This is a genomic window from Paenibacillus sp. PastF-3, assembly GCF_029893135.1.
Classification (GTDB): Bacteria; Bacillota; Bacilli; order Paenibacillales; family Paenibacillaceae; genus Paenibacillus_AQ; species Paenibacillus_AQ nitricinens.
The window spans coordinates 42,537-61,895 of the sequence record NZ_JARXWM010000030.1; the positions used below are offsets into that span (position 1 = coordinate 42,537).

Here is a 19,359-nt window from a genome sequence, read left to right on the forward strand (position 1 = left end):
ACTTAGGAGGTTTCGCAAGTTGCAAAATGATATTCAAGAAGTCTTGATCACCGAAGAGGAACTTCAGCAGAAAATTAAGGAGCTCGGCCAAAAACTGAGCGAAGAATACGCAGGACGTACCCCTTTAGTCATTTGTGTACTAAAAGGCGCGTTTATATTTATGGCAGATCTGGTTAAAGCCATTACAGTACCTGTTGAGATGGATTTCATGGCAGTTTCTAGCTATGGAGCTTCCACCAAGTCCTCTGGTGTTGTCAAAATTATTAAGGATTTAGATGTATCGGTAGAAGGCCGTGATATCTTGATCGTTGAAGATATTATTGACAGTGGCCTTACGCTCAGCTATTTGATTGAGCTGCTCCGCAACCGCAATGCTGCTTCTATCAATGTGGTTACCTTGTTTGATAAGCCCTCAGGTCGTACGGTTAATCTGGAAGCCAGCTATACAGGCTTCGTGTTGCCAGACGAATTTGTAGTAGGCTACGGATTGGATTATGCCGAGCGGTATCGGAACCTCCCATATGTTGGAGTACTGAAGCCTGAGATTTATTCCAATTGAACTATTGATTGCCTTGATCTACGGATCGGGCACCCTTGGCTTCCTTTATTTGAGGTGTCCCAAGAGGCTATGGTACAATAACTTGAGTGTTGCGAGAGGAGGTAGGGGATGAATCGGTTCATCCGGAATTCTGGTTTTTATTTGATTTTATTTTTAGTCGTGGTGGGTATTGTCCAGTTTGTGAGCAATGGAAATGAAGCCGCCGATTTCCCTAGATACGACGAGTTACGGCAGGAGATCAAGAACAACAATGTGAAGGATTTGACGGTTCAGTTTGAGGGTAATGCCTTTTTAGTTACAGGCGAATATAGAGAGTTGCCTGCCGATACTAAATCGAAGAGCTTCTCCACATATATTCCTCCTACAGATGCTGCTATTGATGAACTGATTCAAGCCAGTGATGTTAATGGGATTGAATTAACTCAGAAGAAAATGGAAGGTACCAGCATTTGGCTGACATTCCTTTCTTCTATTATCCCGCTAGTCATTATGTTCATCTTGTTCTTCTTCCTGTTTAACCAGGCGCAAGGTGGCGGCGGTAAAGTCATGAATTTCGGCAAGAGCAAGGCTCGGTTATATAATGAAGAGAAGAAGAAAATTAGCTTTGAGGATGTTGCAGGGGCGGACGAAGAGAAGCAAGAGCTTGTCGAAGTTGTTGAGTTCCTGAAAGATCCACGCAAATTTGCAGCTGTCGGTGCACGTATTCCTAAGGGTGTATTGCTTGTGGGTCCTCCGGGAACAGGTAAAACATTGCTTGCACGTGCAGTAGCAGGTGAAGCTGGCGTTCCTTTCTTCAGTATTTCCGGTTCTGACTTCGTGGAAATGTTCGTGGGTGTCGGTGCTTCTCGGGTACGTGATTTGTTCGAGAATGCCAAGAAGAATGCTCCATGTATTATCTTCATTGATGAAATTGATGCTGTGGGTCGTCAACGTGGCGCCGGACTTGGTGGCGGACATGACGAACGCGAACAGACACTTAACCAATTGCTGGTTGAGATGGATGGATTCGGTGGTAACGAAGGCATTATTATTGTTGCGGCAACTAACCGCGCTGATATACTTGATCCTGCATTGCTACGTCCAGGACGTTTTGACCGTCAAATTACGGTTGACCGCCCTGACGTAAAAGGCCGTGAAGCTGTACTTAAGGTTCACGCTCGTAACAAGCCTCTTACGAAAGATGTAAGACTGGATGTTGTTGCAAAACGTACAACTGGATTCACTGGTGCGGATCTGGAGAACCTGCTAAATGAGGCGGCGTTGCTAGCTGCGCGTCGTAACCGTAAGGATATTTCCATGATTGAAGTCGATGAAGCCATCGACCGTGTTATCGTAGGTACTGAGAAACGCAGTCGTGTTATCAGTGACCGCGAGAAACGTATTGTGGCTTATCATGAAGCAGGTCATACTATAGCTGGTTACTTCCTAGAGCATGCCGATATGGTGCATAAAGTTACTATTATCCCACGCGGACGTGCAGGCGGATATGTTATCATGCTTCCGAAGGAAGATCGGATGATCGTTACGAAGCAGGAGCTTTTGGATAAGGTTACTGGATTACTTGGTGGACGTGTTGCCGAAGAATTGTTTATTGGCGAGATCGGTACGGGTGCATACAGTGACTTCCAACAGGCTACGCGCATCGTGCGTGCTATGATTATGGAGTACGGTATGAGCGATAAGCTTGGACCTATGCAGTTCGGATCTTCTCAAGGTCAAGTATTCTTGGGTCGTGATATTGGGCATGAGCAGAATTATAGTGATTCCATTGCTTATGAGATTGATCAAGAAATGCAGAACTTTATTACTTCGAGCTACGAGCGTTGTAAAGAGCTGTTGCTCAAACACTCTAAAGAAATGCACTTGATTGCCAATACCTTACTTGAGAAGGAAACACTTGAGCTTGATCAGATCAAAGAACTGATTGAACAAGGCTTCCTTTCCGAAGATGGTAAAGCTAAGGATGGTGAAGGTGTTGCACTTGAAGTTGGTGAACCAGTCATTGATAATATCGGTGATGTGAAAGTTCGCATTCAAGGCAAACCTGAGGATGCACAGTCCACAATCCCTGATCTATCGAAGGATATCCCGAATAACCCTGATTCTGAGGGTAATGATGATTCCGACGATAACAACAAAGGTGGCGGCACTAGCCTTACCTAAATGGTCTCACGATTCATATGATGTAAATTTATCCGGAGAACGTAACTGTTCTCCGGATTTTTTATTTTAATTTTTAAGGGATTTTGAGCCTTAAAGCCTGTCCAGTTACATTGACAGAGACTGGAACGTTGTGTACATTAGTGATTAATATTACTTACTATTCATATCAGTATGTTCATTTTTTCACCATGATGGCTCATGCCATTTGATAACATCGCGCCGGCTTAAAGCCGCGAAGATTTAAGGGGGAGAACAATCGGTGGAAGCTCTGGCACTTGAGCGCAAGCAGGAACAGAATCGAGAACTTCGGATACGTCTTGAACAGCTTAAAAAGGAAAGAAACGCAATTATTTTAGCTCATTATTATCAACGTGATGAAATTCAGGAGGTTGCCGATTTCCGGGGCGACTCTTTCTTACTCGCTCAGAAGGCTGCGGAGACAGATGCAGAGGTTATTGTATTCTGCGGTGTTCATTTCATGGGGGAGAGTGCTAAAATTCTGGCCCCAAATAAAACCGTCCTTATTCCTGATGAACGTGCAGGTTGTCCAATGGCTGATATGGTCAATGTAGACGGTTTGCGTAAGCTGAAAGCACAGCATCCAAATGCTAAAGTGGTTACTTATATCAACTCGTCTGCAGAGATTAAAGCGGAGACTGATATCTGTTGTACCTCTGCAAATGCCGTGAAAGTAATCGAATCCCTCGATGCTGAAGAAATTATCTGGGTACCCGATAAGAATCTTGGCCAATATGTACAAGATCAGACCGGTAAAAAACTGATTATCTGGGAAGGCTACTGCAACACTCACGACATGTTGACCGTTAAAGATGTAGTAGAAATGAGAGCGAAATACCCAGAAGCAGAATTTGTAGTTCATCCAGAATGTCGTCCGGAAGTAGTAGCCATGGGTGATTATGTGGGTAGTACTACATCCATTCTCGAATATTGCCGGAAATCAGACCGCAAGCAGTTTATTGTTGGGACTGAAGACGGTACAGGATATCAGCTTCGTAAAGATAGTCCGGATAAAGAATTCCATTTTGCTACAAAATTTCTTGTTTGTCCTAATATGAAAGTTAACAATCTAAAAAAACTGGTGAAATGCCTGGAGACGATGAAGCCACAAATCTATGTACCGCCTGCTGTCGCCGACAAAGCCAGAACTTCCCTAGAGCGCATGCTACAAGTCCGGTAGTATGCGCTACTCTTTCGTTGAAACAGGTGAAACGCGGTCATGATTCCACAATATTTGGTTGATTTTGATCTTCGGGATATTCCTAAAGTAAAAACAGATTGTATTGTTATCGGTTCAGGGATTGCCGGATTGTTCACGGCTATTAAAGCTAGTGAAGATCGGCGTGTCATTATGATCACAAAGAAATCAGTAATGGAGAGTAATACTCGCTATGCACAGGGGGGGATCGCAGCTGTAATAGCTGAGGACGATTCCCCTGCTTATCACCGGCAGGATACATTAATGGCTGGAGCAGGTCTTTGCTCATCCACAGCTGTCGATGCACTTGTTAATGAAGGACCAGATAGAGTTCATGAGCTAATTCGTTTAGGTACTCTTTTTGATAAGGAAGATGGGGTACTGGCTTTGACGCAGGAAGGAGCGCATAGCCACCGTCGTATTTTGCATGCTAATGGAGATGCTACAGGTTACGAGATTGTTCGTGCTTTGGCTGAACAGGTAGCTGAACATGAGAACATTGAGGTGTGGGATGATCACTATGTCATTGATCTCATCACTGAAGGTGGAGAATGTGTAGGCGCATTGTTGCAGCGTCCCGGCGGCGGACGGTTATTCCTGCAAGGGGATGCGACTATTTTGTGCTCTGGTGGTGCAGGACAATTATTTAGATACACTACTAACCCTGAAGTAGCTACAGGCGACGGGGTAGCCATTGCTTACCGTGCCGGCGCTCATATACGAGATATGGAATTTATTCAATTTCATCCTACAGCATTAAGTTATCCTGGAGCTCCTAGATTCTTAATCTCCGAAGCAGTTCGAGGGGAAGGAGCAGTGTTGCGCAATATTAATGGAGAGCGGTTCATGGAGCGTTATCATGAGCTGCTTGAGCTAGCTCCACGAGATATTGTAGCTCGGGCTATTGTAAGTGAAATGGAGCTTACAAAATCAACGTTTGTCTATTTGGATATTACGCATGAATCCCCGGAAATGGTGAAGCATCGTTTCCCTACAATACATGAGACATGTATGGGCTATGGACTGGATATTACAAGTGATTGGATTCCAGTAGCTCCAGCTGCGCATTATATGATGGGGGGCATTAAGACCGATCTGAATGGGGAAAGTACGATACCTCGCTTGTTTGCTTGCGGGGAGGTTTCTTCCACAGGCGTACATGGTGCTAATCGGTTAGCAAGCAATTCATTATCGGAAGCAGTTGTTTTTGGGCATCGTATTATTGAGCGGATTCGCAAATTATCCCCGCTTGGACGTGATGTTTTATCAGTTAGTAGTAACGAAGGGCGTGTTGATTTGCCAACGCAAGCTATTGTGGAACGCCGTTTGAAGCTACAAAAGGTAATGGTTCGATATGCTGGATTACGACGTAATGAAGAGACCTTGTCTAAGGGAATAGAAGAATTGAAACGGCAGCTACCCATCTTTGGATCGGTATTGACTAAACGCGAGGAATACGAGTTCGCTAATATGCTGACCTGCTGTTTGCTCGTGACAGAGTCTGCTCTAGCACGGGAAGAGAGTCGCGGGGCACATTACCGTGAGGATTACCCGCAGCGAAGTGATGATCAGTGGCGCAAGCACCTGCTTCAAATTCGCGATCTGGGAATAGTGGAGGAATTAAGCGATGATGTTTAATGGTTACAATGAAGAACTAGTACAATCCATCAAGGCTTGGCTGCGGGAAGATGTTGGCTCCGGGGATGTAACAACACAGATGACGATACCTGTTGGCCATGAATCTAAAGGGATTATTCATGCTAAAGAAGATGGCGTCATTTGTGGTATCCCGATTACAGAGCTGGTTTTTGAAATTGTTGATCCTACGCTTAGCTTTACAGCCCTTGTAGAAGAAGGTCAAGCAGTGACAAAAGGGACTGTAATTATCGAGGTGGAGGGTAGCACACATGCAATTCTTACAGGTGAACGGCTTGCACTGAACTTGATGCAGCGCCTTTCGGGTGTTGCATCACGTACCGCATCTTTCGTACAGGTGCTCGCTGGATTACCGACTCGTCTAGTCGATACACGTAAGACTACACCAGGACATCGTATGCTGGAAAAATATGCAGTTCGTGTTGGTGGAGGCTTTAACCATCGCTTTGGTCTATATGATGCGGTTATGATCAAGGACAATCATATCAAAGGTGCAGGTGGGATTAGGCAGGCGGTAGGCCGTGCTCGGAAGAACATTCCACATACGATGAGTATTGAAGTGGAGACTGAGAATTTAGAGCAAGTAGAAGAGGCACTGGCAGCAGGTGCTGATATTATTATGCTTGATAATATGTCTAACGAGATGATGAAGCAAGCGGTGGCCAGGATTAAAGCTAAAGCTCCACATGTCAAGACAGAGGCTTCCGGCAATGTATCGTTAGAAACGGTTCGCGGGATCGCAGAAACAGGTGTGGATGTGATTTCTGTAGGACGCCTTACGTACTCCTTCTCCAGTCTGGATATTAGTCTAGACCTTAATGCCAAGAAGGAAGGGTCCTCATCATGATGCTTGCTGTAGATATCGGTAATACCAATATTGTTCTCGGTGTATACAGAAAGCGCGAATTGTTGCATCATTTTCGGCTAAGTACTGCGCGCCAATCCACCGTGGATGAATATGGAGTGCTGATACACAATCTTTTTCAGATGTCAGGGATCTCTGTCAAAGATGTGGAAGGCGTAATTATATCCTCGGTAGTTCCACCTCTGGTTAAGACTATCGTAGATATGTGTATAAAATATATAGGTAAAGAACCGTTACTCGTGGGGCCAGGGATAAAAACGGGACTTAATCTTCGTTATGAGAATCCGCGTGAGATTGGCGCAGACCGGATTGTTAATGCAGTTGCTGCGATTGAGCAATATAAATGTCCGCTTGTTGTTGTTGATTTTGGTACGGCTACGACCTTCGACTGTATCGATGCAGGAGCTAATTATCTCGGAGGAGCGATTGTTCCGGGTCTTGTTATTTCTACAGAGGCCTTATATCAGCGAGCATCGAAGCTGCCGCGAATTGAGTTAGAGAAGCCTAAAAAGGTTATCGGACGTAATACAGTTCACGCTATGCAGGCTGGTATTATTTTTGGGTATGCAGGCCAAGTGGAGGGGATTGTAAAGCGTATCAAAATCGAGATGAATGCTCCGGAACTGAAGGTTATTTCTACTGGAGGGCTTGCTTCGCTAATTGCGGGGGAGACGGATTGTATCGACGAAGTAAACCCTATGTTAACACTAGAAGGATTACGAATTATTTATGACCGTAACCAATAAAGATAAAGAAGCCTAAAGGGCGATGAGATAGGAGGGCTATGCACCCAATGGAAAAAAAGAAGGATCGACTTATCCGTGGAACGGCTATGAATGGTAAAGTGAGAGCGTTTGCTGTCCGCACAACAGAATTGGTCGAGGAATTGCGGCGCAGACATGATACGTATCCAACGGCTACAGCCGCACTTGGACGTACAGTTACCGCTGCAGCCATGATGGGCGCTATGCTCAAAGGAAGAGAGAAGCTATGCATTATGGTTAAAGGGGATGGACCGATCGGGCAAATCGTTGCGGAGTCCAATGCGTTGGGAGAAGTGTGCGGTTATGTACATCATCCTCACATTCACTTACCTAGCAATAGTATGGGGAAATTGGATGTTGCTGGAGCCGTAGGCACTGAAGGGTTCATTGATATTATAAAGGATTTAGGCTTGAAAGAACCTTATCGAGGTAGTATTCCTATCATCTCCGGAGAACTTGCGGAAGATTTTACTTATTATTTCGCTGTTTCTGAACAAACCCCAGCTGCAGTTGGCTTAGGTGTATTAGTGGATACCGATGAGTCAGTGATTGTAGCCGGAGGGTTTATCGTGCAGCTTCTTCCAGGACTGACGGATGCGGAGATTACGGAGATCGAAAAAGCTCTAGGGGCTATGCCTTCCGTGACAACACTTCTTGATCAGGGTCTAGAGCCAGAAGAAATGCTGCGTATTCTTTTGCCGGATGCGATAGTTATGGATGAACTGGATATTAACTTTGCTTGTCAATGTTCGCGTGAGCGGGTAGAGCAGACATTGGTTAGCTTAGGGCAAGATGAACTGGAGAGATTAATTGCAGAAGATGAGCAGGCTGAAGTTGTATGTCATTTTTGCAACGAGGCTTATGTTTTTAATAAGGACGAATTACAGGTCATTTTAGAACAAGCGAAATCGTAGGGCATGGGATGATGACGAGACAGGAACGTGCACTTCGCAATACGGTTGTTATTCTGGCTGTTGCAACTTTAATGCTCGGGGGTCTATTGTTCTGGAGCTTACGTGCAATGGCTCTTCTAAAAGGAGATGCAACAGAAAACGAAACACCGGATGCAGCGACTGCAGGCGGACAACCGATAACAGATAAGCAGTGGATGGATGAGCTCAAAAAAAAGCATGGGCACGAAGTGCTGGTTGGAATGATTAATCATATTGTTGTGGAGATGGAAGCAAAGGCTCTGGGGATTACCGTGACCGACGATGAGGTTGAACAAGAACTTGCACGAACTATGATTGGATACGGATCGGAAGAACAGTATTATGCTCAAATGCAGTCTCAGCTGGGGTTATCTCGTCAGGAAGTGTTCGCGGAAACGGCTTATCGTCTAACCTTACAAGCAATAGCTACTGATGGTATTACGATTAAGGAAGCTGATATCGATACTTATTTAGACCAAAATACGGAGCGTTTCACGCCCAAAAGGGAATTGGAACTCTCCATGATTAAGGTTGCATCTTATGATGAAGGCGAGCAAGTAATGGATCGCTTGGAGCAGGGCGAGAATTTTGCTGATTTAGCCAGGGAAGTTTCCATTGATGCAGAGAGTCGGCAGCAAGGAGGACGTTTGGGCAAAGTAGAGGAAGATGACCCTTTTTGGCCGGAGGGACTGCTTAAGACCGCTGCTAGTTTGGATGAAGGTGATATAGCGGGGCCGATTCAGGCAGAGGACGACTTCGCTATCATTCGACTAGAGAGTATTCATACACAAAATATACCGGACCAAAAGGAAATTCGGGCGCTGGTACGTCAAGAGCTGGCTTTGGAGCAAGCCCCCTCTTTACAACAAGTGGAGAGTGATTTGCGCACGAAATATGATGTGGCAATAAATATTGACAACAGCCTGCAAGATTGATAATATGATATTAATGTAAAACCTACCGTTTTAGTCGGAAATAACTAACGGTAGTCTAATATCTACACCCCTTTATAGCAGTTATTATTGCATAATAGGGACACACATACAGAAGAGTAAAGTCACAATTTACGTTCTTATATCGCATTTATCATTCTAAGGAGGTTTTTGCTCATGGCTAAAGTCGTTAACAACGTAACAGAATTGATCGGAGGTACTCCGCTCGTTCGTTTGAATCGTCTGGCACAGGAAGGCTCCGCAGATATTTATTTGAAATTAGAATATCAGAATCCAGGATCAAGCGTAAAAGACCGTATCGCAATCAGCATCGTTGAAGAAGCTGAACGTGAAGGTCTGCTGAAACCTGGAGGTACAATTGTAGAAGCAACTAGTGGTAACACTGGGATTGGCTTGGCACTTGTGGCTGCGGCTAAGGGTTATAAGGCAGTTATCGTAATGCCGGAAACCATGAGCTTGGAACGCCGTAATCTACTTCGTGCATACGGAGCAGAATTAGTTCTGACTCCAGGATCGGAAGGCATGAATGGTGCGGTTAAGAAAGCGGAAGAAATTCTGAAAGAAAATCCAAGCTATTTCCCATCAGAGCAGTTCAAGAATAAAGCGAATGTGAAGATCCACCGTGAGACTACTGGACCTGAGATCGTTGAAGCTATTGAGTCCATCGGTGGCCCACTGGATGCTTTTATTGCAGGTATCGGAACAGGTGGAACGATCACGGGTGCAGGTGAAGTGCTGAAGAGTAAATATCCTGACGTGAAGATCTATGCTGTGGAACCTGCTGCTTCTCCAATCTTGGCAGGAGGCAAACCAGGCCCTCACAAAATTCAGGGTATCGGAGCAAACTTCATTCCTGAAATCCTGAACCAGGACATTTATGATGAGATCATTCATGTTGAGAACGATGAAGCATTTGAAACTGCACGCCGTGTAGCTAAAGAAGAAGGCGTCTTGTCTGGGATTTCTTCCGGTGCAGCAGTATTTGCGGCACTTAAGGTTGCTAAAGACCTCGGTCCTGGCAAGAAGGTAGTTGTCATCATCCCAAGTAATGGTGAACGTTACCTGAGCACACCACTTTATAATTTCGAAGCGTAATTGTTTGCAATAACGTAATTTATAAGAGTCTTCATACCACTTTTCTGGTGGTGATGGAGACTCTTTTCGTTGATTATATGGGCAAAAGGTTCTGTCGATATATGACGATCTAGACGTGGTATTACTGAAGAGTTAAAGCCATAATAATTTCCTATAGCTGGGGGCTTTTCAATAATGCCTTAAGTACAGTATACTGACAGGCAATATACTACTGATGATTAATAATAAGTAGTTGCTAGACAAAACTAAGCGAATGCTTACGAAGTGAGTTTTATTGCGTAGTGATGTCTATGATGTAATTGCTCCATAAAACTTTTAGGAGGATGGCTTTGGAAATCATAACGACATGGCATGAGTGGGAACAATGGGCAGCTGAAGACTGGAGCATGTTCCCCTTGATTATAAAATCACCCAAGTGCTCGGGGGAATTGCCCGCATCCTGGAAGAAGGCCTGGGAACTAGCTTCTGAATACTCCGTAGTGTTGGAGAGTGGCAAGGGTGGCCGCTATACGTACTTAGGGTTAAATCCTGTATCAATATTAGAGGGCAAGGGAGAAGGTGCTGAGGTGTTTAGCCTTTTTCCCGAATCATTGGGTCATACAGCCGATGAGGGTTCACATGAGACTACAACGCTGCTAGGTCAGCCGCTAGAACTGCTACAGCAATGGATGTCAGGCTTCACCTCGCCAAGTCTAAACGTTCAGGGTATTCCCCCTTTTACCGGTGGATGTATTGGATTTCTAGGGTACGATGTGGTTCGTTCATTGGAGCGGTTACCGTCTCTTGCACAAGATGATCCCGGTTTTCCTGATTATCTCTTTATGAGGATGGATGAGGTATGGATTTATGATCACGAAGAGCATGTGCTTTATTGTGCTGTTCACGTCCCGGTTCCAGCAGAATGTGGGATGGAGGATTTGCAGAACCTTTATCTCGGTGCTATAGAACAGGCTGGGCGAATGGTAGAGCAGTGGCAGTTGATATCCACTGCTTCGGGATTGAACGAAGAGATCAAAAGTAGCATGGAGGCCCTCACAGATTCCTCAGGAGAGTGGCCCGGTATGACCTCGGCCTTCTCGCCTGAGAAGTTCCAGCAGGCCGTGCTGGACGTTCAGGAATACATCCGTCAAGGCGATGTATTTCAGGTGAATCTCTCGCTGCGCCAGGAGGCGCAGCTAAAGTCCTCGCCGGAGGATGTTTACGAATGGCTGCGAGGGCTCAATCCGTCCCCGTACATGGGGCTCTTACGGTCGCCCGGCTTCGCGCTGTCCAGCGCTTCACCGGAGTTGCTCGTCAAGCTGCACGGGGACAAAGTGAGCGCCCGGCCAATCGCCGGCACCCGGCGCCGGGGCCTGACTCCCGCGGAGGATGCCGCCATGGAGGCGGAGCTTCGCGGGAGCGAAAAGGAGATCGCCGAGCATATCATGCTTGTCGATCTGGAGCGCAACGACATCGGGCGTGTCGCTGCATATGGATCCGTCAGCGTGCCTGAGCTGATGACGGTGGAACGCTACTCTCATGTGATGCATCTCGTTTCACAGGTAGAGGGCCAGGTCGCACCGGATAAGGATGCTTATGCTGTAATCGCAGCATTGTTCCCAGGGGGAACGATTACAGGTGCGCCCAAAGTAAGAACAATGGAAATCATTGAAGAGCTGGAGCCGGTTCGGCGTGGGCCGTATACAGGATCTATGGGCTTTATTGACTATAACGGAAATATGGAATTAAATATTATTATTAGAACACTGGCTGTAAAGGATGGAGTCGGATATATTCAGACAGGTGCGGGCATCGTGATCGACTCTGATCCATACCGTGAATACCGTGAATGCCATAATAAAGCCAAAGCGGTAGTGAAGGCAGTACGCTGTAGTGAACAACAGCAGGAATCGCTAACTGCCATTGGCGCCGAAGGGGGAGAAACACTGTGATCTTGGTCATCGATAATTATGATTCCTTTACGTATAACCTCGTACAGTATTTAGGTGAACTTGGGGAAGAGGTTAAAGTACACCGCAACGATGAAATTACCATTGAAGAAATTGAAAAAATGGCTCCCGATCATATTTTAATTTCACCAGGACCATGTACACCTAATGAAGCGGGGATCAGTTTGGAATTGTTACATCATTTCAAAGGTATTATTCCGATCTTCGGTGTATGCCTAGGGCATCAGGCGATAGGGCAAGCATTTGGTGGGAATGTTATTCGTGCAGAGCGTTTGATGCATGGAAAGACATCCCCGATTCATCATAAGGGCACGTCGGTATTTGAAGGTCTGGAGTCTCCTTTCACAGCAACAAGATATCATTCTTTGATTGTAGAGCGCGAGAGTCTGCCGGATTGTCTGGAGATTACAGCGGAGACCGAAGAAGGGGAGATTATGGCACTGCGCCATAAAGAATACCCTATCGAGGGTGTGCAATTCCATCCGGAATCGATTATTACGGATCATGGTCATACGATGCTGCGTAATTTCTTGAAACGGAGAGCCGGAGAAACGGCATGAAATATATAGGATTTAACAATGGTGTCATTGATGCAAGACAAGCCGTGGTTTCCGCACTGGATCACGGTTTTTTATACGGCATAGGATTGTTCGAGACCTTTCGCACGTATAGGGGAGTGCCTTTTCTGCTGGAGCGTCATTTGAAGCGTATGGCAGAGGGGTGCAAAGAGCTTGGCATTCCATTTGCGCAGGATGTCGATCAGCTGCAGGAGTGGATTCAGCGTGTAATGGATAAAAATGAATTAAAAGAAGCTTATATACGCTATACAGTGACCGCTGGTGAAGATATTCTCGGATTACCCTCAGGCGATTATTGCGAACCTAATTATTTGCTGTACATCAAAGCGCTGCCGAATGTATCCGAAAAGATATATAGCGAAGGCAAAGATCTGCAACTGTTGTCTTTACGGCGTAACACTCCGGAGGGAGCCGTTCGATTCAAGTCTCTGCATTATATGAATAATATTTTGGCCAAGCGTGAGCTTAGAGGTTATGTCTCTGCGGCCAATGGTGCTGAAGGACTGATGTTGACTGCACAAGAGGTCATAGCAGAGGGCATTGTCAGCAACATCTTTTTTATAAAAAATAATATTCTCCACACTCCAGATATCTCAACTGGGATTCTTCCGGGAATTACCCGGGAAATGGTAATGGAGCTCGCTCGTAGTGCTGGAATCAGGGTAGAAGAAGGCGCATATCATTGGGAACAGTTGAAAACAGCCGATGAAGTATTTCTTACCAATTCCGTACAAGAAATTGTCCCGGTCGCAACGCTTTGGGAAAAAGATAAAAAATTCACCGTAGGCGATGGCCTTTGCGGCAGAATGACTTCGGATTTGATTTTATTCTATAGAGAAAGGACGGGAATATCGAAATGAGACCAGCCATATTCAAGCGGACATACCGCTGTGGAAATACTGATTTGGAATTGGGAAATCGAACGCTGATTATGGGTATCCTGAATGTAACCCCGGATTCTTTTTCAGATGGAGGACTTTGGGATGATCCGGACAAAGCAGTAGAACATGCGCTACAAATGGCCGCAGACGGTGCTGATATTATAGATATTGGTGGAGAATCTACCCGTCCTGGTCATAAACCAGTGGGGCTTGAAGAGGAATTAGCTCGTGTATTGCCTGTCATCGAGAGTATTCATCGAGCGGCACCGCATATCCCGTTATCTATAGATACCTACAAAGCTGAAGTGGCACGCCAAGCTATTGCTGCTGGTGCGCAAATCATTAATGATATATGGGGCTGTAAGGCTGATCCGGAAATGGCGGCAGTGGCAGCTGCTGCAGACTGTCCCATTATTTTGATGCATAACCGGCAGGACCGTGATTATACGAATCTAAGTGCGGATATGTCGGCAGACCTTAAGGAAAGTATTGATCTTGCTTTAGCCGCAGGAGTGAAGCCAGCCAATATCATCTTGGATCCAGGGATCGGCTTTGCGAAGGATTGTAATGAAAATTTGCAGGCGATGATGCTTTTGGATGGATTGACTGAGTTTGGCTATCCACTGTTACTGGCGACTTCACGCAAAAAATTCATCCGTACCGTACTTGATTTACCCGCTGATGATGTTGTGGAAGGTACCGCAGCTACAGTAGCCTTTGGTATTGCTCAGGGCTGCCAAATTGTACGAGTGCATGATGTTTCTCTGATAAAACGAACAGTCAAGATGTGTGATGCGATGTTGTATGCTGCACCTCCATTGGTGCGTGAATAAAGATATTTTATAAAAAGGGCGGGTTTAAAGATGGATAAAATGACACTGCATCGAATGGAATATTACGGATATCATGGTGTGTTTGAAGAAGAGCGTAAGCTGGGCCAACGTTTTTACATTGATTTGGAGCTGGAACTCGATCTACAGGGAGCGGGCCAGAACGATGATTTGAACCAAACCGTAAACTATGCTGAAGTGCATGAACTGGTCAAAAACATTGTCGAAATAAAGTCCTTTAAGTTAATTGAAGCTCTGGCAGAATATATTGCATCCTCCGTACTGGACACTTATACTGTTATCAATGCAGTAACGGTAAAGGTAACTAAACCGCATCCGCCATTCGACATTCATTTTCAGGGAGTGACTGTGGAGCTGCGCAGAACTAGAAAGTGAGAACAAAGTCCATGAATATACATTCCACCTCTGAAGAATCAGAGGCTTATATTGCTTTAGGGGCTAATTTGGGCGACCGTGAAGGCACGCTGTCAGAGGCTTTGAACAGACTGAATAATCATGATGAAATATCGGTAGTTCGCTGCTCCAAAGTCTACGAGACAGAGCCGGTAGGTTATTTAGATCAGCCGCAGTTTCTTAATATGGCAGCAGCTTTGCGCACGACGCTTGCGCCAGAGACCTTGCTGGAAGTAATGCTGGGGATCGAAACGAAGCTGGGTCGTATCCGGGATATTCGCTATGGACCGAGAACGGTAGATCTAGATTTATTGTGGGTAGAGGGCCAGACACTTGATACTCCGCATTTAACGTTACCGCATCCGCGTATGTTTGAGCGTGCATTTGTAATGCTTCCGCTCAGTGATATCGTTCCACAGAATGAACAGACTTCCGGACTCCGCAAGTTGATTACAGCAGCGCTTCAAGACATAGACGGGAAGGAAGGAATTCGATTGTGGACAACAAGCGTATGGGACGGAGGGTCAGGGCATTCCGCAAGCTAAAAGGTTATACTCAACAAGAACTTGCGGATCTCACTGGAATTTCCTTGGCTGTGCTTGGCGCAGTCGAGAGGGGAAATAGGCGTTTGGAAGATCAAATTTTAGATAAAATTGCGAATGTACTAGGGGTTACAACCGAAGAATTGGTAAACCCTGACTCATAATTTTTAAGCAATTCAAATAGGAATAGTGGAAGTGATACGAATGCTGAAGATTGGCGACATTGAGATGAAAAATCAAGTTGTTCTGGCACCTATGGCTGGGGTGTGCAATCCGGCCTTTCGTCTAATCGCTAAAGAGTTTGGTACAGGTTTAGTCTGTGCGGAAATGGTGAGCGACAAGGCTATTATTCACGGGAATACGCGTACTCGCGAAATGTTGTTTGTAGATGAACGGGAGAAACCGCTTAGTTTGCAGATTTTTGGCGGGGATAGAGAATCACTGGTGCAAGCAGCTAAAGTGGTTGATAAAGAAACCAATGCTGATATTATCGATATCAATATGGGATGCCCAGTGCCTAAAGTAACTAAATGTGATGCGGGAGCCCGCTGGCTTTTGAATCCCGACAAAATCTATGAAATGGTCTCTGCGGTTGTCGATGTTGTCGATAAACCCGTAACCGTGAAAATGCGGATTGGCTGGGATAGCGAGCATATTTTTGTCGAGGATAATGCGCGTGCAGTAGAGCGTGCCGGTGGCAAAGCTGTCAGTGTACATGGACGAACACGGGAGCAGCTTTACACGGGGCGTGCGGATTGGAATTATATCAAGATGGCAAAAGAAGCGGTCTCCATTCCGGTTATCGGCAATGGTGATGTCAACACACCTGAAGATGCCCGGGCAATGCTGGATCAGACCGGTTGTGATGGCGTAATGATCGGGCGTGGTGCGTTAGGTAATCCATGGATGCTGTACCGTACGATTCAGTATTTAAGCACCGGGGAACTGATGCCTGAACCTGGATTGGATGAGAAGATTAAGGTTGCCATTCTTCATATGGATCGGCTGGTTGCACTTAAGGGAGAAGCAGTAGCCGTTCGGGAGATGCGTAAGCATATGGCTTGGTATTTAAAAGGCCTGAAATCTGCTGCACGAGTGAAGGATGTGCTCATGTTAGAGACAGAACGTGATGGAATGGTGAAGATTTTAAATGATTTTGTCGTTCAACTACAGCATGAAGAAGAGAAAAAGGGTAATGTAATGTCTGCTTCCGCAATATAAACGTTATTTTCCTAACGCTTTTTGAACACATCCCACTTTATATGTGGTGTCATTGACATTTTGTAGCGGTTCCAATATAATTTCACAGTATAAAATCGCCGTTACAGTAAGTGCAATGCAGCAGGGAGGGTTCTTATCCTCCTAGATTAGCATATAGTATGGTGTTTTCAATAAATGTATACGACAGGAGAATCGGTTGAGATGAGCGATAAAGAAGTCATCCTTACGCCGGACGGGCTAAAGCGTCTGGAAGATGAGCTGGAATTCCTCAAATCTGTGAAACGCCGCGAGGTTGCTGAACGGATTAAGGTAGCGATTGGCTACGGAGATATCAGTGAGAACTCGGAGTATGAAGACGCGAAGAATGAGCAGGCTTTTATCGAAGGACGCGTTATCACCTTGGAGAAGATGCTTCGTAACGCGCGCATCATTAATAGCGACGAGATCGTTACTGATGTGGTAAGTATCGGTGTTACTGTAAGTGTTGAAGATTTGGAGTATGGTGACACTATGGAATACACGATCGTAGGTACAGCGGAGTCCGATCCACTGAATAATAAGATCTCCAACGAAAGTCCAGTAGGCAAAGCCATCATCGGCAAGAAAATAGGCACGATTGTTGACGTTAATACACCTGCAGGCGTTATTCAATATAAAATTCTCGATATCAGAATGAAGTAGTGTACAGATCTTATAGTCTGTAAATAGATGTGCTGCCGAATGTATAAGTAGTTTTGTTGTATACAGGCAGATAAGGGAACATTGTTTGGGAAAGCTTCCTTAGGGAAGCTTTTTTTCAAAATATAAGGGATTTATATCTGCAAGGGGATGAATAGCATGACCGAGGAAATGAATAATGTGGAGAATGCAGAGAACGAACTAAGTGAGCTTTTGCAAATCCGCCGTGCCAAATTGGACGAGCTAAGAGGACTTGGCATCGATCCTTTCGGCAAAAAGTATGAGCGTACAGCTAACGCTGGCGACCTAGTATCGAAGTATGATGGACTTTCAAAAGAAGAATTGGACGAGCTGTCTGTTGAAGTCAGCATAGCGGGTCGCATTATGGCAAAACGTGTGATGGGTAAAGCCAGTTTTGCGCATATCCAAGACCTCAGTGGAAGAATTCAGCTTTATGTTCGTCAAGACAGCATTCCTGAAACGCAATACGCAGCGTTCAATGTTCTCGATCTAGGAGATATCATTGGCGTTCGCGGAACAGTATTCAAAACCAAAACAGGCGAGACCTCCATTAAAGTGCATAATCTCGAAGTCTTGTCCAAGTCCTTGTTGCCACTTCCTGAGAAATATCATGGCCTTAAAGATGTAGAGCTGCGCTACCGTCAGCGCTATGTTGATTTGATTATTAATCCAGAAGTTCAACAGACCTTTATTGCTCGTTCAAGAATCATTCAATCGATGCGACGTTATTTGGATTCACTTGGCTATCTTGAAGTTGAAACACCTACACTTCATGCGATTGCCGGTGGAGCTGCTGCGCGTCCGTTCATCACTTACCACAACACGCTTGAAATGCAGCTTTATATGCGTATTGCTATTGAGCTTCATTTGAAACGTCTTATTGTTGGTGGACTGGAAAAAGTATACGAAATCGGTCGTGTATACCGTAATGAAGGAATTTCGACTCGTCACAATCCTGAGTTTACTATGATTGAGCTGTATGAAGCTTATGCTGATTACAAGGACATCATGAACCTTACGGAGAATATGATCGCTCATATTGCCCAAGAGGTATTAGGAACTCAACAGGTCGACTATCAAGGTAAGCCAGTAGATCTGTCACCAGGATGGCGTCGTGTAACTATGGTTGATGCCGTTAAAGAAGTAACCGGTGTTGATTTTAGTGTTCATATGACAGATGAGGAGGCACAGGCTCTGGCAAAAGAGCATCGTGTACCTGTAGAGAAGCACATGTCTTTCGGTCATATCCTTAATGCCTTCTTCGAGCAATTTGTAGAGGAAACTCTGATTCAGCCTACCTTTGTAATGGGACATCCGGTTGAAATCTCACCACTCGCTAAGAAAAACGATGAGGATCCACGCTTCACCGACCGTTTTGAATTGTTTATTGTGGGTCGTGAGCATGCGAATGCCTTTAGTGAATTGAATGATCCGATCGACCAGCGTCAACGCTTTGAAGCGCAAATCCAGGAGAAAGAGCAAGGTAATGACGAAGCTCATGAAATGGACGATGACTTCATCCGTGCTTTGGAATATGGTATGCCTCCTACAGGTGGACTGGGAATCGGTGTAGACCGTTTGATCATGTTGCTTACCAATTCTGCATCTATTCGTGATGTACTGCTGTTCCCGCATATGCGTAACCGTACAAACGAATAGTATTTATACAACAATGAGCACAGGGGAGCTGTCTAGCGGCGGTTCTCCTTGGCTACTGTTGATCAGAAGGTAAAGGTTCTGGTATCGTTTTGAGGATATATAGCTTAATACTTATTTATTTGAAAAAAGTGTTGCAATGAATCTCTATACATGATATATTCTAAGTCCGGCCAAGAAATACACATGCCGAGCTCGAAAAAGAAGTTAAAAAAAGAGCTTGACATTAAATAGACGGACATGATATAGTATAAGAGTTGCTGCTGAGACATTAAACGGCGCCAACGAGAACTTGATCTTTGAAAACTGAACAACGAGTGAGTAGGAAATCACGAAAGTGAATTCCAAAATTAGAGAATTAATTTTCTCGTCAGATGTTTCAAAAT

Annotated in this window: 19 protein-coding genes; all 19 read left to right on the top strand. The window is 45.1% G+C overall.

Annotation, left to right across the window (positions count from 1 at the left end; genetic code table 11):
• Positions 1-19 precede the first annotated feature (19 nt).
• The 19 genes from hpt (at position 20) to lysS (ending at position 18,976) form a co-directional block, all read left to right on the top strand.
• Positions 20-559: a hypoxanthine phosphoribosyltransferase gene (gene hpt, locus M2444_RS32255; RefSeq protein ID WP_094871993.1), complete on the top strand. Its 540-nt coding sequence runs from the start codon at positions 20-22 to the stop codon at positions 557-559.
• 108 nt (positions 560-667) lie between these two features.
• Positions 668-2,722 (top strand): ATP-dependent zinc metalloprotease FtsH, encoded by a 2,055-nt coding sequence (gene ftsH, locus M2444_RS32260; protein ID WP_280789015.1) that lies wholly within the window; start codon positions 668-670, stop codon positions 2,720-2,722.
• 259 nt (positions 2,723-2,981) lie between these two features.
• Positions 2,982-3,920 carry a quinolinate synthase NadA gene (gene nadA, locus M2444_RS32265; protein ID WP_042183878.1) on the top strand — a complete coding sequence of 313 codons (939 nt, stop codon included), beginning with the start codon at positions 2,982-2,984 and terminating at the stop codon, positions 3,918-3,920.
• A gap of 39 nt (positions 3,921-3,959) precedes the next feature.
• Positions 3,960-5,576, top strand: a complete 1,617-nt coding sequence (gene nadB, locus M2444_RS32270) for an L-aspartate oxidase (RefSeq protein ID WP_094871989.1) — start codon at positions 3,960-3,962, stop codon at positions 5,574-5,576.
• The gene (nadC, locus tag M2444_RS32275) at positions 5,566-6,441 is read left to right on the top strand and encodes a carboxylating nicotinate-nucleotide diphosphorylase (protein WP_280789016.1); all 876 of its coding nucleotides are present in this window, start codon (positions 5,566-5,568) and stop codon (positions 6,439-6,441) included. The genes nadB and nadC overlap by 11 nt, the downstream gene beginning before the upstream one ends.
• Positions 6,438-7,205: a type III pantothenate kinase gene (locus M2444_RS32280; RefSeq protein ID WP_094871986.1), complete on the top strand. Its 768-nt coding sequence runs from the start codon at positions 6,438-6,440 to the stop codon at positions 7,203-7,205. The genes nadC and M2444_RS32280 overlap by 4 nt, the downstream gene beginning before the upstream one ends.
• A gap of 47 nt (positions 7,206-7,252) precedes the next feature.
• The gene (hslO, locus tag M2444_RS32285; protein WP_094871984.1) at positions 7,253-8,137 is read left to right on the top strand and encodes an Hsp33 family molecular chaperone HslO; all 885 of its coding nucleotides are present in this window, start codon (positions 7,253-7,255) and stop codon (positions 8,135-8,137) included.
• 8 nt (positions 8,138-8,145) lie between these two features.
• Positions 8,146-9,090 (top strand): peptidylprolyl isomerase, encoded by a 945-nt coding sequence (locus tag M2444_RS32290; protein WP_280789017.1) that lies wholly within the window; start codon positions 8,146-8,148, stop codon positions 9,088-9,090.
• 174 nt (positions 9,091-9,264) lie between these two features.
• Complete coding sequence (gene cysK / locus M2444_RS32295) at positions 9,265-10,203, top strand: cysteine synthase A (RefSeq protein WP_042123166.1); 939 nt, start codon at positions 9,265-9,267, stop codon at positions 10,201-10,203.
• A gap of 386 nt (positions 10,204-10,589) precedes the next feature.
• On the top strand, positions 10,590-12,134 hold the full coding sequence (locus tag M2444_RS32300) for an anthranilate synthase component I family protein (protein WP_280789022.1): 1,545 nt from the start codon (positions 10,590-10,592) through the stop codon (positions 12,132-12,134).
• Positions 12,131-12,712 (top strand): aminodeoxychorismate/anthranilate synthase component II, encoded by a 582-nt coding sequence (pabA, locus tag M2444_RS32305; RefSeq protein ID WP_042123170.1) that lies wholly within the window; start codon positions 12,131-12,133, stop codon positions 12,710-12,712. The genes M2444_RS32300 and pabA overlap by 4 nt, the downstream gene beginning before the upstream one ends.
• On the top strand, positions 12,709-13,590 hold the full coding sequence (locus M2444_RS32310) for an aminotransferase class IV (protein ID WP_280789018.1): 882 nt from the start codon (positions 12,709-12,711) through the stop codon (positions 13,588-13,590). Before pabA ends, M2444_RS32310 begins: the two co-directional genes overlap by 4 nt.
• Positions 13,587-14,444, top strand: coding sequence for a dihydropteroate synthase (folP, locus tag M2444_RS32315; protein WP_280789019.1), 858 nt, complete (start codon positions 13,587-13,589; stop codon positions 14,442-14,444). Before M2444_RS32310 ends, folP begins: the two co-directional genes overlap by 4 nt.
• 30 nt (positions 14,445-14,474) lie before the next feature.
• Positions 14,475-14,837: a dihydroneopterin aldolase gene (folB, locus tag M2444_RS32320; RefSeq protein WP_042183904.1), complete on the top strand. Its 363-nt coding sequence runs from the start codon at positions 14,475-14,477 to the stop codon at positions 14,835-14,837.
• A gap of 11 nt (positions 14,838-14,848) precedes the next feature.
• Complete coding sequence (folK, locus tag M2444_RS32325) at positions 14,849-15,400, top strand: 2-amino-4-hydroxy-6-hydroxymethyldihydropteridine diphosphokinase (RefSeq protein WP_094871974.1); 552 nt, start codon at positions 14,849-14,851, stop codon at positions 15,398-15,400.
• Positions 15,367-15,561 carry a helix-turn-helix domain-containing protein gene (locus M2444_RS32330; RefSeq protein ID WP_234540301.1) on the top strand — a complete coding sequence of 65 codons (195 nt, stop codon included), beginning with the start codon at positions 15,367-15,369 and terminating at the stop codon, positions 15,559-15,561. Before folK ends, M2444_RS32330 begins: the two co-directional genes overlap by 34 nt.
• Positions 15,562-15,601: 40 nt before the next feature.
• Complete coding sequence (gene dusB / locus M2444_RS32335; RefSeq protein WP_280789020.1) at positions 15,602-16,618, top strand: tRNA dihydrouridine synthase DusB; 1,017 nt, start codon at positions 15,602-15,604, stop codon at positions 16,616-16,618.
• Between the two features lie 201 nt (positions 16,619-16,819).
• Complete coding sequence (gene greA / locus M2444_RS32340; protein WP_042183910.1) at positions 16,820-17,299, top strand: transcription elongation factor GreA; 480 nt, start codon at positions 16,820-16,822, stop codon at positions 17,297-17,299.
• 156 nt (positions 17,300-17,455) lie between these two features.
• Positions 17,456-18,976: a lysine--tRNA ligase gene (gene lysS, locus M2444_RS32345; RefSeq protein WP_179085871.1), complete on the top strand. Its 1,521-nt coding sequence runs from the start codon at positions 17,456-17,458 to the stop codon at positions 18,974-18,976.
• The last annotated feature ends 383 nt before the right edge of the window (positions 18,977-19,359 follow it).